The following is a 12,664-nucleotide window of genomic DNA, read 5'->3' as shown; positions in this document are numbered from 1 at the left end:
AGTCTCTGGTTACGAGAAAGCCGCCCTTCGGGGCGGCTTTTTTCGTTTCAGTGGGCGTCATATTCAAACGGTGCGCGCTCTCCGAAAGGCAGCGTAGCGACGGTAAAGCGTTTTGCCCCTGAAGCTGAGCAGGATCATCCCGATCAGGCTCGTTTTAAGCACGATCCCGGCCGTGAGGACGTCATGCGGATGCGTGTCCAGATAGAGCAGATAAATCCCCCTGATGAGGAAGAACCCCGCCCATATGCGCGTATAGAGGCGGAAGAAATGATCCAGAAAAGGTGTTTCGCTTCCGAAGCCTGAGCCCTCTCTCTGCTCGGCAAGCGCCTGAATGAGCGACACACGGGTCAGACTGCCGATCAGGAAAACAAGCGCAAGAAGCAAAGCGCACAGAGCGCCGAATTCTTCAGGCGGAAGCCGTCCCGTGACAATGAGGCTCAGGGCGCCGAAGCCGAGCGCCATGGCATTGAGGACGAACCAGATCGTCGGAAATCCGACATGCATTCGCCATCGTCTGAGGGCATCGAAGCTGATCAGGGCAAGTGTCGCAGGGAGGGCGTAGCTTTGCAGCCCGGTGGCCTCGCCCAGCCAGACAAGGATCAGCCCTCCCAGCTCTCCGGCGAGAACGCGCAGGCTTTGCAGTCTGTCGAACAGGGGGCGGGTAGCGCACATACCGGGGATCCTCATGAGTCTTTACAATGTAAAGAACGCTCATTCCCGCCTCGTCAAGGAAAACTTTTCATTGTAAAGTTTGATGAGAGGGGAGATGGATGTGAGAACTGATGCGACGCCTTATCATCACGGCGACCTGGCCAATGCGCTCTTGCAGGCGGCGCGTGACCTGCTTGAGGAGGGGGGATTGGAGGCGCTCTCCCTGCGCGGCGTGACGCGACGGGCGGGTGTCTCGGCGACGGCGGCTGTGCCCCATTTTGGTACGCTGTCGGGCCTGAGATCGGCTCTGGCGGCGCGGGGATATGACGAACTTGCCGATGCCCTGACCCGTGCATGGGAAAATTTTCCCCCAGCCGAGCTTAGCGCTCAAAGAGGGTTCTCAGGGGGGAGGCAGTACCCTACTGCGGCTCACGCGGTAGGAAGTGCCTATATCGCCTTTGCGCTTGCGAACCCTGACCTTTTCCGACTCATGTTTCGCAACGCCTTGCTCGATCATGACCGGGCAGACCTTGCGGCAGCTGCCGGACGAGCTTTTGAGGCTTTGCGACTCCTGTCTGGCCATGAAGTGCCGGGAGGCGCTCAGGCAGCGCGCATGGCGGGGCTTTGGGGACGTGTCCATGGTCTCGCCGTTCTTGCGATTGATGGCATGCTTGGACCGCTTCTGAAGGGCGCGGAATCTGCGTCCCTGACGGGGTTCCTGCAGGCCGCGCTCGAGGCAGCCGGGTGACTGAGGGCAGGGTGACGTTTTCGAGAGGAACATGAACGACCTTTAACGTTCACATTCCAGTTACTAACCAAAATATTGCAAAAACATTATATAAAATTAATCAGAACTCTGCTTCTCTCTTTTTCGGCAGAGGGACCCCACTGGGTAAAACCCCCGCTGCTTCAGGCTCAAATCGGGAGGCTGGTCCCATGGCATTCGCCCAACAGACCACATTGGAAACGCAGGAGAGCGGGGCTCCGCTCCTGCATGTGGTGGGTATTTCTAAGACATTTTCCGGGATCAAGGTTCTCAAGGATGTCTCGCTCAACGCCTATGGCGGTGAGATTCTGGCCCTGATGGGAGAGAACGGTGCTGGTAAGTCCACCCTCATGAAAATTCTGTCAGGTGCCTACAGCGCCGATCCGGGCGGCGAGATCCGTATTGCCGGTGAGGTCGCCAAGATCACCAACCCGGCCTCAGCGCGCGCTCTGGGCATTGGGATCATCTATCAGGAACTGGCGCTCGCCCCCAATCTTACCGTCGCCGAGAATATTCATCTGGGTTCGGAGCTTCGCAAGGGTGGCATGATCGATCGCGCCGCCATGAATGAGGCGTGTCGCGGGCTGCTCAAGGAGCTCGGGGCTCCTTTCGGCCCGGAAGACAGGCTCTCTTCCATGTCGGTCGCCGAGCAGCAGCTGGTCGAGATCGCCCGTGCACTGCATCGCGATGCGCGCATTCTGGTGCTCGACGAACCGACGACCGCGCTGTCTGCGCGCGAAACGGACCGTCTGTTTGCGCTCATCAGGCAGTTACGCGCCAAAGGGCTCGCTCTGATCTATATCAGCCACCGCATGGACGAGATCGACGAACTCGCCGATCGTGTCTCCGTCCTGCGCGACGGAGCCCATGTCGGCACGCTGGAAAAGCATGAGCTTTCTTCCGGCCGGATCGTCAGCCTGATGGTCGGTCGCGACCTGTCGAGCTTTTACGAAAAGGATGGCAATCACGTTCGTCACGACGCTGCGCCGATCCTGCAGGTCGAAGGGCTGAGCGACGGCCGGCGCGTGCAACCCATCAGCTTCGACCTGCGCCCTGGCGAAGTGCTGGGTATAGCCGGACTGGTGGGCGCAGGCCGCACTGAACTGGCGCGGTTGATCTTCGGTGCCGATCCCAAGGTTGCAGGAACAATCACGCTCGACTCACGCAAGGTCGACATCCGCTCGCCGCGTGATGCGCTGGCTGCGGGCATTGCCTATCTGACCGAAGATCGCAAATCGCTCGGGCTGTTCCTAGACATGTCCTGCAGCGGCAATATCAATCTCGGTGTTGTGGAGCGTGATTCGCGGCTTGGCGTGCTCGACCAGGGCAAGGGCCGGACGCGTGCGACCGGGTCCTTCGCCGCATTGCGCATCAAGGCGCAGAACATGCTGACCAATGTCGGCGGCCTCTCTGGTGGCAATCAGCAGAAGGTCCTTCTCGGGCGCCTGCTCGAAACCGGGCCGAGGGTGCTGATCCTTGATGAGCCGACGCGCGGTGTCGATATCGGCGCGAAGACAGAAATCTATCGTATTATCAACGATCTGGCAGCTCAGGGGCTGGGGATCATCGTCATATCGAGCGAAATGGCCGAGATCATCGGCGTGAGCGATCGCGTGCTGGTCATGCGCGAAGGTCATCTCACAGGTGAACTCACGGGCGACGCCATCACACAGGAGGCCATCATGTCTCTTGCTGTTGGTCTTGCCCCCGTTTCCTCACTCGCCGCCTAGGAAATCTCTCAATGAGCACCACTCTCAACCCGGCGGTTGCGGCTACTCCCGCCGCCCAGCTCAACGCGCGCGCAACAACCCGCAGCATTCTTCAGACAGCTGGCATGTTGCCTGTTCTGATTCTGCTCGCCCTTGGCTTTCATTTTCTGGGCGGGCATCGTTTTCTCTCGGGGCAAAATCTTTCGATCATCGCCCAGCAGGCATCGATCAATACGGTCCTTGCTTCCGGCATGACCTTTGTGATTCTCACTGGCGGTATCGATCTGTCGGTAGGCTCAACCCTGGCTTTCGCTGCCATGTGCGGGCTGATTACCTCGCTCTCTCCTCATCTGGCGTGGCTCGCCGTGCCGGCCTGCCTCGGCGCAGGATTGCTGATCGGCGCATTCAACGGCGCCCTGATTGCCGGAGTGAAAATTCCGCCCTTCATCGTGACGCTTGGAACGCTCACCGCTGTGCGCGGTCTGGCCCGTCTGATGGGTAATGACCGGACCATCTTCAATCCTGACCTGTCCTTTGCCTGGATCGGCAATGACGGCATTGCGGTGACGTCGAGCTTCACCATTCCTTGGCTGGCAGTCATCGCCCTCGCTGTCGTGGTGGTGAGCTGGTTCATTCTGCGTCGCACCGTTCTGGGCGTGCACATCTACGCCATCGGCGGCAATCCCTCTGCTGCCCGTCTGGCCGGTATCCGCGTCGGTCTTGTGCTGATGTTCGTTTACGCCGCAGCGGGTCTGCTGGCGGGTCTTGGTGCCGTCATGTCATCGGCACGGCTCTATGCAGCGAACGGGCTGCAGCTTGGCCAGTCATACGAGTTGGATGCCATCGCCGCCGTCATTCTCGGCGGAACGTCCTTTGTCGGTGGTGTCGGTACGATCTGGGGGACGCTGGTCGGTGCCCTTCTGATCGCTGTTCTCACGAATGGCCTCATCCTGATTGGTGTGTCCGATATCTGGCAGTTCATCGTCAAGGGACTCGTCATCATCGTGGCGGTCGCTCTCGACCGGTTCCGCGCTCCTGCGGCGCGCACCTGATTTCGCGTTGCAGCCCTTTATCCTTCGAGTTTGTTTTTCTTCCGTTCCGGATGTTTCAAGATGATCACTCGTTCCAAAATCCTCCTCGGTATGCTCGCTCTCTCGACCACTCTGGCTGCGCCTGCTGCGCGCGCCGAAGGGATCAGTGCAGTCGGTGTATCGGTCGGCTCGCTCGGTAACCCGTATTTTGTGGCCCTCGTCAAAGGAGCGACGACGCAGCTCAAGACGACGGCGCCCAGTGCAAGCATCAATGCCCTGTCGGCCGATTATGACCTCAACAAGCAATTCTCCCAGATGGACAGTTTTGTCGCGTCAGGCGTCAATCTGATTTTGCTCAACGGCGTGGATCCGCAGGCCGTCATGCCGGCCATCAAGCGTGTGCAGAAATCGGGAGCGACCGTGATCGCCGTTGACGTGGGGTCAGCCGGAGTGGACGGAACCGTCCAGACCGACAACGTGGCGGCAGGACGCATCTCCTGCGAGTATCTGGCCAAAAAGCTGGACGGCAAGGGTGAGGTGGCTATCGAAAACGGCCCGCAGGTGTCGTCGATCATCGACCGCGTGAAGGGGTGCAAGGAGGTTCTGTCGGGCTATCCCGGCATCAAAATCGTCAGCGACGATCAGAACGGGGGCGCAGAGCGTGACCTTGGCTTCAAGGTCATGCAGGGCTTTCTTGTGCGCTTTCCGAATTTGAAAGGCGTGTTCGCGATCAACGACCCCGAGGCGATCGGTGGCGACCTGGCCATCCGTCAGGCCCGTCGGCAGGGCATTACGGTTACTTCTGTCGACGGTGCCCCCGATATCGTTTCGTCTCTCAAGGACCCGAAATCGTCAATCGTCGCCTCTGCCAGTCAGGACCCTTACCAGATGGGGAAGGATGGCATTGCAATGGGGCAGGCTATCAAGGACGGCAAAGTGGCAAAGGGCACGGTACGTCTGATGGCGCCGACCCTCATCACGCGTGACAATGTCGGCAGCTACAAGGGCTGGACTGGCGAATAAGACCCGCTTTCTCCCCGGCCCAAAGGCCGGGGAGTTTTTTCAGTTCTGGCTGTTATTGTTGCTGGCGAAAAGCCGATAGACCAGAAGCAGGATCATGGCGCCAAAAACCGAGGCGACGAAGCCGGCAGGCTGACCTTCATGATAGAAATGAAGCTTCTGCCCGATCCAGCCCGCGAGCAGGGCGCCCGCAATGCCCAGAAAGATCGTGATGATGAAGCCACCCGGATCGCGTCCGGGCATCAGAAACTTGGCGATCAACCCAACGAAAAAACCGACGATCAATGTCCAGATCAGATGCATGTCATCTCCTCATGCCTGAAGGCAGGTAGTCACATTCCTGTGACTAGCATGAGGGGGAAGACCGGTCCACGTCTGCGAGAGTTCCCGCGAGAATCGCCTCTTGAGGGCCTCTTACGGCTTGTGGGAGAACGCTTTTTCGAGCGCGTCATCCGAAGAGAGAAACTGTCCGGGGAGATCGACCGTCTTTTCATAGCGAAAATAGAGCGGTGTCCAGCCAGGGTCGCCATCAGAAGCCACGAGCCGGAAATAATAGAGACTTGCCGGGGCAGGGTCGGGCACAGGGCCGTCCTGGTGTCTCAGAGCCTCGACCAGAAACAGCCCCGGATCATGAGGATCAGTCGACTGGGCGAAAGCAAAGGAGAGCAACGCATCCTCGCCGGTGTGAGGCGTATCGACGAGATGATCGCGCAGCGCCTTGTCCTTGCCTACGGGGAGCGGATCGAAACCGATCAGTCTCGTTTTGCCGTCCGGAGCTTGCAGGAGCACGATGGCGAAGTGATAACTCCAGGCATTGTTGTTCTCGCGCCATGTCTTGATTACCGAAAACGACGTGCCTGGTGCCACCGCCCATAAACGTTGCGGGTCAAACGCACCGCTGAGCGCAAGCCGTGTCTCACCATCAACTAGAGAAAAGGGCTGTAGCGAAGGCACTGGTGCAGCCCGCGCAGGGGCGGGCTGCACCATCATGGCAAGGAGACCGCACAGGAACAGGGAAGAGGCCGTTCTGACTATTTTCATCTGTCCCGTGCTCCCTGTTTCAGCCGAACGAGCCATTGGCATGCATGACCGCTACGCTGATTTCACGCAGAACGGCGAAAAGACGCGCCATCGGTGCGAAGATTTCTTCGTGCTCGCGCGTGAAGCCATGATCGTCACGCGGCCCGCTGGGCTCATGGAAGTCGAGATCGGTAACCATCCCGGCCGATTGCGGGAAGATTTCCGACAGACGCTTGAGCACGGCCGGAATCTCGAGTTGCAGCACGAGCTTGAGCAGCGTCTCGCGGTTGATGTCATTGCGCGGGCTGAAATAGGGAATACGCGTGGCCAGAATCCAGATCTGGCCGATGACGGCATGACGGATCGCGTGAAGCGTACGCTCCTGCGCACTCATCTTGAGGGTGTGGCTCCAGACTGATTCAAGCGCGATGTGATCGGCCTGAATGCGTCGGAACATCGCAGGCAGGCTGCGCCAGAATTCCAGCTCTTCCAGTCCGCTCGCCAGAACGAGATGCTGGCTGCGTTGCTCTTCGTTGCGGGCAGAAGCCGCACGGTCGAGCCAGGTGCCGGGGTCGAGAAGACGCACGATACCGCGCAGGGCACCGATATCGGAATGCGCGGCTGCCTGTCGGGCGAAATCCAGTGCAAGGCCGAAGCGTCGGCTGCTGCGGGCCAGTTTCTCGAAGGTTTCGGGGTGGCGCGAGGCTGCCGTGCCGAAGCCCTGAAGCACATTCGTCCACCAGCCGAGCTGCTCGAGAATGGCATTGTTCGGGATGGCACGCAGCTGGCTCGGATGGGTGATCCGCGTTACGCTGATGCCATCGCCCTGACGGGCAGAGGGACGCGAGCCTGATTTATCGATGAGTGCCGGACCGAACGCCCCGAGCAGCCCTGCATAGCCGGGATCTTCAACCAGGCTGCTCATGTCGAGTGCGATTGTCGAGAAGAAGTCGGATGAAAAATCCGGCTCGTCATAGATTGGGTCGCGTGCGGTCGAAAGCGGGCGGGTCAGATGCTCTGCGAGGGTCGCAATGGTCGAGGCGGCCAGCGGGGCGGTGCCGAACAGCGTGTAGCCATCGCCACCCTGAAACGCCGCTTCCTCACGCAGGCTGATACCAGCCTTGGCGAAAAGACCGCGGGTATGGTCCGGCGAGAAATAGCTGAGACGGTCCGACAGCCTGAAGGGATGGGCGCCGCGGCCGATGCTCTCGCCGTGGGTGTCGAACAGAACGAGTTCGATATCCTTCATGCCGTGTTTCTGCATGAGCGACAGCGTACGCAGGCGCAGGCGCTCTACCAGATTGGTTGCGGCAAGCTGGCCGATATAGCGTCCCGAATCCGAATAGCCGAATTGCAGGCAGAGACGGCCATTATTGCGGATGTAGTCGCGCCAGTGCGGCGAGCGGAACGCTTCCTCGAGAATGATCTCGCCGTGTTCGAGAGCGCTCTGCGTTTCGAAAAGCGGCGAGATCTGGATCTGGTCGTCACGAATACCCAGCAGACGCGCCAGCCAGAGTGTCGCGAGCAGCGTATAGCCACTCTCGGTCTCGGCAATCAGGAAGCGGATCGGTGTGCCACAATCGATATGCTTGAGGATCTGCGCCATGGTCATCATCAGACGACCAGCCGAAGACTGCTCAATCATCAGTGCGCCGAAATCGACGGGAATGGGCGCCTTGAGCGATTCTAGGGCCTCGTTGATCTGCGACAGAACGAGGCGGCGGCGCGACGGAATGGTGGGATCGTCTTCAATGCCGAGACGATGACGCACCACGTTGTAAATCTGGGTCGCGTTCAGGCGGGTATGGATATGGGCTGCACCCAGGCCGTGTGCCATGAAGCCCGAGCGGGCTGTCAGCAGGGCTGCGCGCTTCGGGCCTTCGACCAGCGCGAGCGCCTCGTCGAAAAGCGGTGCCAGTATCTCGGCTGAACTGAGCGCGGCTTCGCGTCGGCTGACCAGCGTGCGGGCAAAATCGGCGATAGCGACGGCGTCATGATGCTGCTGGTCGGGGCAGGCGGCTTCCTGCTCCTTCACCGCACCCAGCGCGACATCGATACGGGCGACGAGCTGCGAGCATTGCGGCAGCAGGGATTCGAGCTGCGTGCGCACGCGTTCGAGCTGTGTGCGCTTGAGCGCAAGGCGAATGCGCAGCGTGTCCCACCAGTGGATGTCGCTGCGGCCATCTGTGTCGAACCCGACCCAGGTCGCCAGAATGAGCGTTCTGATATCGAATGAGGCGAGCGCGGCTTCCTGCTCGGGCCAGCGCGCGGCAGCGTGTTTCAGGATGGACGCATTGAAAATATCGAGCGCATCGCGCCCGCGCAGAATGGCGGTGAGCGCCAGATTCTGCTCATGGGCGAGGGTAGGGGCGCCCTCGCGACGATGCGACTTCAGCTCGGGCAGTTTGTGGCTTGGGTCGGTCGCCATCTCGACAATGTGGCGATAGACATTATCGGCCAGAGCGAAGGTCGGGTGCGCCGTAAAGACGGCCGCAAAGCCGGGGCGGGAAAGCTTGGCAATCAGCCCTTCAACCGTGTCGCAGCTTTCGACCGTCTTGCGTGCGGCCTCGTCGAGGCGCTCCTCGGGTGGTGCCTCACCTTTGAGGCCGACATAGCTGCGCAGCCGCGCAGCGCGTTGCTTGAGATTGCCGTCGCGCAGCACGCGCACCGTGTTCTCAAGGGTCGCAACCGAGAGATTGCCGTCGATCAGTTCGTCACCGATCTGGCTCGATAATGTTTCGATCGGGTCCGGTGCGTGGCGCTCATGCGCGGCGCGATCCTGAAGCGCCTGCATCTCGCCTGTCAGACGTTCGGCAAAAACGGCGCCCTCACTGGCGATGGCGGCAGGTTTCTGGTCCGCCTTCTGGGCGGGCGTTCCGTCAGGGGCGTGATGCGGCGCGGTATTGGACAAGGCACTCTCGCTTGAATTCAGGTCACGGACTGCGTTTGGTTTTCCATGCCAAAGACATGATGGCAATGGAGGATCGCGGGAGGTGCAGGACTTTTTATCCGAGTGATGATAATCGGTTGAAAATGCAGCATCCGAATTCCGATAATTCCCCCGGCACTGAGCGTCAGGCAGAGAGCGGCACCACGGAGGCGGAAGCGCTTGCCGGGCTGAAAGCCTCACGTCGTCTTGCTGGTGGGCTGCTCGTCTCGATGGGCGGCGTCATGGTGCTTTCTGCCGGCCTGCCTGCAATGGGGCTGGTGAAGGATCATTTCCTGCTTGAAGTGCTGCGCTCGGGCGCGCGGGCAGGGGTTGTTGGCGGCATTGCGGACTGGTTTGCCGTGACAGCTTTGTTCCGGCATCCGCTCGGTCTGCCGATTCCGCACACGGCCGTTCTGCCCCGTCAGCAGCCGCGTCTGGCGCGGGCCCTCGGACGTTTCGTTTCGACCCAGTTCTTTACAGAGGAAGACGCCAGCCGCGCCCTCGCTTCGGCGGATGTGGCGCGCATTCTCGCCAATCTTCTGCGCCAGCCGCGCACAGCCAATGCAACGGCGTCAGCCCTTCGGCGCAGTGTGCCGGACATGCTCGACAGGCTTGAAGACGGGCGCGCCTCGGCCGCCATAGGCAAGGCCCTGCCGGTGCTGGCTCGTGGTGAAGCCTCCATCAAGGTCGTGACACGAGCCCTCAGGGCATTGGTTGACAACGAGCTGCATCAGGAAGTGCTCTCGGCCCTGCTCGAACGCTTCAAGGGTGGCGTGCAGAAGCGCGAAGCGACCTTGCGCAGCTTCATTGAAGAACGTGTGCGCGAGCAGGGCGGGCGCATGATCGGCTGGGCCATAGGGCCGTCAGTAGCCAATCGCGTGATCACAGCGCTCTATCTCGAACTGGACCGCGTCGACCCGCAGGATTCGGAGCTGCGTGAGGGCTTTACCGGCTGGATCCGGCAGGAGATCGACCGGCTCGAGCAGGACCCCGAGCGCCGCGCACGCTTTGGCGATGCGATGTCAGGCTATCTCGGGCATGACAGCCTCAAGCTCTGGTGGTCGGAAATCTGGCAGCGTTTCAGAGGGATCGCAGAGGCCGATCTGGCCAGTGATGACGGCTGGAGCCGCAGCGTGATCGAGGCGGCCCTGCTCAGCCTGGCCGATCAGCTCGACCACGATCCCGCCATGCGCGCCCGTCTGGAGCATACGCTCAAGACGACACTTTTGCGCATCCTGCCTTCTCTGCGTGACAAGCTTGCCAGTTATATCGCCTCGGTGATGGAGCGGTGGGACCCGTCAGAGCTCTCGGCAAGGCTGGAGCAGCGCGTCGGGCGCGATCTGCAATACATTCGCATCAACGGCACGCTGGTCGGTTTTGTGGTGGGGGCGGTTCTCGACATGCTGATGCGGCTCTGCTTCGGCCATCTCGGCTAGGCAAAGTTTTTCTCTTTGTAACAAGGGCCGAAAAGGGTTGACGCAGAGACCCTCAGCGCGCATCTGCTACTAAAAATAGCACCATTTAGGTCTTTAATTTCTGTCCATGCGGGACTGATCGAGGGAGCACAATGCTCAGGTTATCGAAACTCGCTGATTACGCAACGGTTCTGCTCGTGCAGCTTGGCCAACAGGACACGCTCATGACAGCCACCGCGCTTGCGGGGGCGACTGGCGTGCCGGAGCCGACCGTTGCGAAGCTGCTCAAGGGTCTGGCTGCCGATGGCCTCGTGGCCTCGCATCGTGGCGCGAGGGGCGGCTATCGTCTCGCTCGTGCCCTTTCCGAGATTTCGATTGCTGCTGTCATTACCTCGGTCGACGGGCCGATTGCGCTGACTGCCTGTGTCGAGGGGCGTGTATGTGAGGCGAAATCGCTCTGCGCCCTGTCATCGGGTCAGTGGGATATGGTGAACAAGGCCATTCGCTCGACACTCGAATCCATCAATCTTGACGATATGAGCCGTGCGCATCTGACAGGCGGTTTCGCGCCTGCATCGCGCTGCGTCGCTCATGATCACCATCCTGCCAGGGAGGGATGAGATGCCAGCCGTAACGGAAACCCGTGAAGCCGTCGAAACGCTCGGTCAATCGACCTATAAATGGGGTTTCGAGACCGATATCGAGATGGAGTTCGCGCCGAAAGGGTTGAGCGAAGAGACCATCCGGTTCATCTCCGCGCGCAAGCAGGAGCCCGAGTGGATGCTCGACTGGCGTCTGCAGGCTTTCCGTGCCTGGCAGTCGATGGAAGAGCCGAGCTGGCAGAAGCCCGAATATCCGGCCATCGACTATCAGGACGCCTTCTATTTCGCCGAGCCGAAAAGCAAGCCCGGCCCGAAATCGCTTGAAGAAGTCGATCCGGAGCTGCTGCGCACCTACGAAAAGCTCGGTATTCCGTTGCATGAACAGGCCATTCTGGCCGGTGTCGAAGGTGCAGGCGAGCAGGAAGCGCGTCTGCCGGTAGCCGTTGATGCCGTGTTTGACTCCGTGTCGGTTGTGACCACCTTCCGCAAGACGCTGGAAGAAGCAGGCGTTATCTTCTGCCCGATCTCCGATGCCATTCGCGAGCATCCCGAGCTGGTGAAGCGCTATCTCGGCTCCGTGGTGCCGGTAAGCGATAATTTCTTTGCAGCGCTCAATTCGGCAGTCTTTACCGATGGCTCGTTCGTCTATGTGCCAGAAGGTGTGAAATGCCCGATGGAGCTGTCGACCTATTTCCGCATCAATGCGCGTAATACCGGGCAGTTCGAGCGCACGCTGATCATCTGCGAAGATCGCGCGACGGTATCCTATCTCGAAGGCTGTACTGCGCCGATGCGCGACGAGAACCAGCTTCATGCTGCGGTCGTCGAGCTGGTGGCCATGAACGACGCCAAGATCAAGTATTCCACGGTCCAGAACTGGTATCCGGGTGACGAGAATGGCAAAGGCGGCATCTATAATTTCGTGACCAAGCGCGGCGCCTGCCGTGGTCGCAATGCCAAGATCTCCTGGACCCAGGTCGAGACCGGGTCTGCCATTACATGGAAATATCCATCCTGCATTCTGGCAGGAGAAGGGTCGGTTGGTGAATTCTATTCTGTCGCCGTGACCAATAACCGTCAGCAGGCCGATACGGGTACGAAGATGATCCATCTGGCGCCCAACACGCGCTCGACCATCATCGCCAAGACCATTTCTGCGGGTCATTCAGACAGCACGTATCGCGGTCTGGTGCGCATGATGCCCAAGGCTCGTGGCGCGCGTAACTTCACGCAGTGCGACAGCCTGCTGATCGGCGATCAGTGCGGTGCGCATACCGTGCCCTATATCGAGAACCGCAACATGACCGCGCGCGTCGAGCATGAAGCGACCACCTCGAAGATTTCTGAAGACCAGCTTTTCTACTGCCGGTCACGTGGCCTGTCGGAAGAAGATGCCGTGGGTCTCATCGTCAACGGGTTCTGCAAGGATGTCCTGAAGGAACTCCCCATGGAGTTTGCAGTGGAAGCTCAGAAGCTCCTGCAACTCAGTCTTGAAGGTAGCGTCGGGTAAAGCGCCGCATC

General features: G+C 60.1%; 11 protein-coding genes. 7 read left to right on the top strand and 4 right to left on the bottom strand.

The genetic code is table 11. The features are described from left to right. Positions 1-63 precede the first annotated feature (63 nt). Positions 64-672, bottom strand: coding sequence for a hypothetical protein (locus AAID99_RS06235; protein WP_498493439.1), 609 nt, complete (start codon positions 670-672; stop codon positions 64-66). Positions 673-766: 94 nt separating this feature from the next. Here AAID99_RS06235 and AAID99_RS06230 point away from each other — a divergent pair, with 94 nt between their 5' ends. The 4 genes from AAID99_RS06230 (at position 767) to AAID99_RS06215 (ending at position 5,180) form a co-directional block, all read left to right on the top strand. After that, positions 767-1,399 carry a TetR/AcrR family transcriptional regulator gene (locus tag AAID99_RS06230; RefSeq protein WP_498493438.1) on the top strand — a complete coding sequence of 211 codons (633 nt, stop codon included), beginning with the start codon at positions 767-769 and terminating at the stop codon, positions 1,397-1,399. A 188-nt stretch (positions 1,400-1,587) separates the two neighbouring features. Beyond that, positions 1,588-3,147 carry a sugar ABC transporter ATP-binding protein gene (locus AAID99_RS06225; RefSeq protein ID WP_498493437.1) on the top strand — a complete coding sequence of 520 codons (1,560 nt, stop codon included), beginning with the start codon at positions 1,588-1,590 and terminating at the stop codon, positions 3,145-3,147. Positions 3,148-3,158: 11 nt separating this feature from the next. After that, positions 3,159-4,178 carry an ABC transporter permease subunit gene (locus AAID99_RS06220; protein WP_188426955.1) on the top strand — a complete coding sequence of 340 codons (1,020 nt, stop codon included), beginning with the start codon at positions 3,159-3,161 and terminating at the stop codon, positions 4,176-4,178. Between the two features lie 60 nt (positions 4,179-4,238). Continuing rightward, on the top strand, positions 4,239-5,180 hold the full coding sequence (locus AAID99_RS06215; RefSeq protein ID WP_188426953.1) for an ABC transporter substrate-binding protein: 942 nt from the start codon (positions 4,239-4,241) through the stop codon (positions 5,178-5,180). Between the two features lie 39 nt (positions 5,181-5,219). Here AAID99_RS06215 and AAID99_RS06210 read toward each other — a convergent pair whose 3' ends face one another. From AAID99_RS06210 to AAID99_RS06200, 3 genes are all read right to left on the bottom strand, one after another. Continuing rightward, entirely contained in the window at positions 5,220-5,480 is a 261-nt protein-coding gene (locus AAID99_RS06210; RefSeq protein ID WP_188426951.1) for a GlsB/YeaQ/YmgE family stress response membrane protein, read from the bottom strand. 111 nt (positions 5,481-5,591) lie between these two features. After that, positions 5,592-6,218, bottom strand: a complete 627-nt coding sequence (locus AAID99_RS06205) for a hypothetical protein (protein WP_498493436.1) — start codon at positions 6,216-6,218, stop codon at positions 5,592-5,594. A 19-nt stretch (positions 6,219-6,237) separates the two neighbouring features. Beyond that, the gene (locus AAID99_RS06200; RefSeq protein ID WP_498494271.1) at positions 6,238-8,991 is read right to left on the bottom strand and encodes a phosphoenolpyruvate carboxylase; all 2,754 of its coding nucleotides are present in this window, start codon (positions 8,989-8,991) and stop codon (positions 6,238-6,240) included. Positions 8,992-9,230: 239 nt separating this feature from the next. Here AAID99_RS06200 and AAID99_RS06195 point away from each other — a divergent pair, with 239 nt between their 5' ends. The 3 genes from AAID99_RS06195 (at position 9,231) to sufB (ending at position 12,653) form a co-directional block, all read left to right on the top strand. After that, positions 9,231-10,562, top strand: a complete 1,332-nt coding sequence (locus tag AAID99_RS06195; RefSeq protein WP_498493435.1) for a DUF445 domain-containing protein — start codon at positions 9,231-9,233, stop codon at positions 10,560-10,562. Between the two features lie 131 nt (positions 10,563-10,693). Further along, positions 10,694-11,161 carry an SUF system Fe-S cluster assembly regulator gene (locus tag AAID99_RS06190; RefSeq protein ID WP_188426946.1) on the top strand — a complete coding sequence of 156 codons (468 nt, stop codon included), beginning with the start codon at positions 10,694-10,696 and terminating at the stop codon, positions 11,159-11,161. A gap of 1 nt (position 11,162) precedes the next feature. Then, entirely contained in the window at positions 11,163-12,653 is a 1,491-nt protein-coding gene (sufB, locus tag AAID99_RS06185) for a Fe-S cluster assembly protein SufB (protein WP_188426944.1), read from the top strand. Positions 12,654-12,664 lie beyond the last annotated feature (11 nt).

The organism is Asaia sp. Ae19-3, assembly GCF_059801175.1.
Note: the sequence above shows the minus strand (reverse complement) of the source record. Positions and strands in the feature narration are given on the sequence as shown.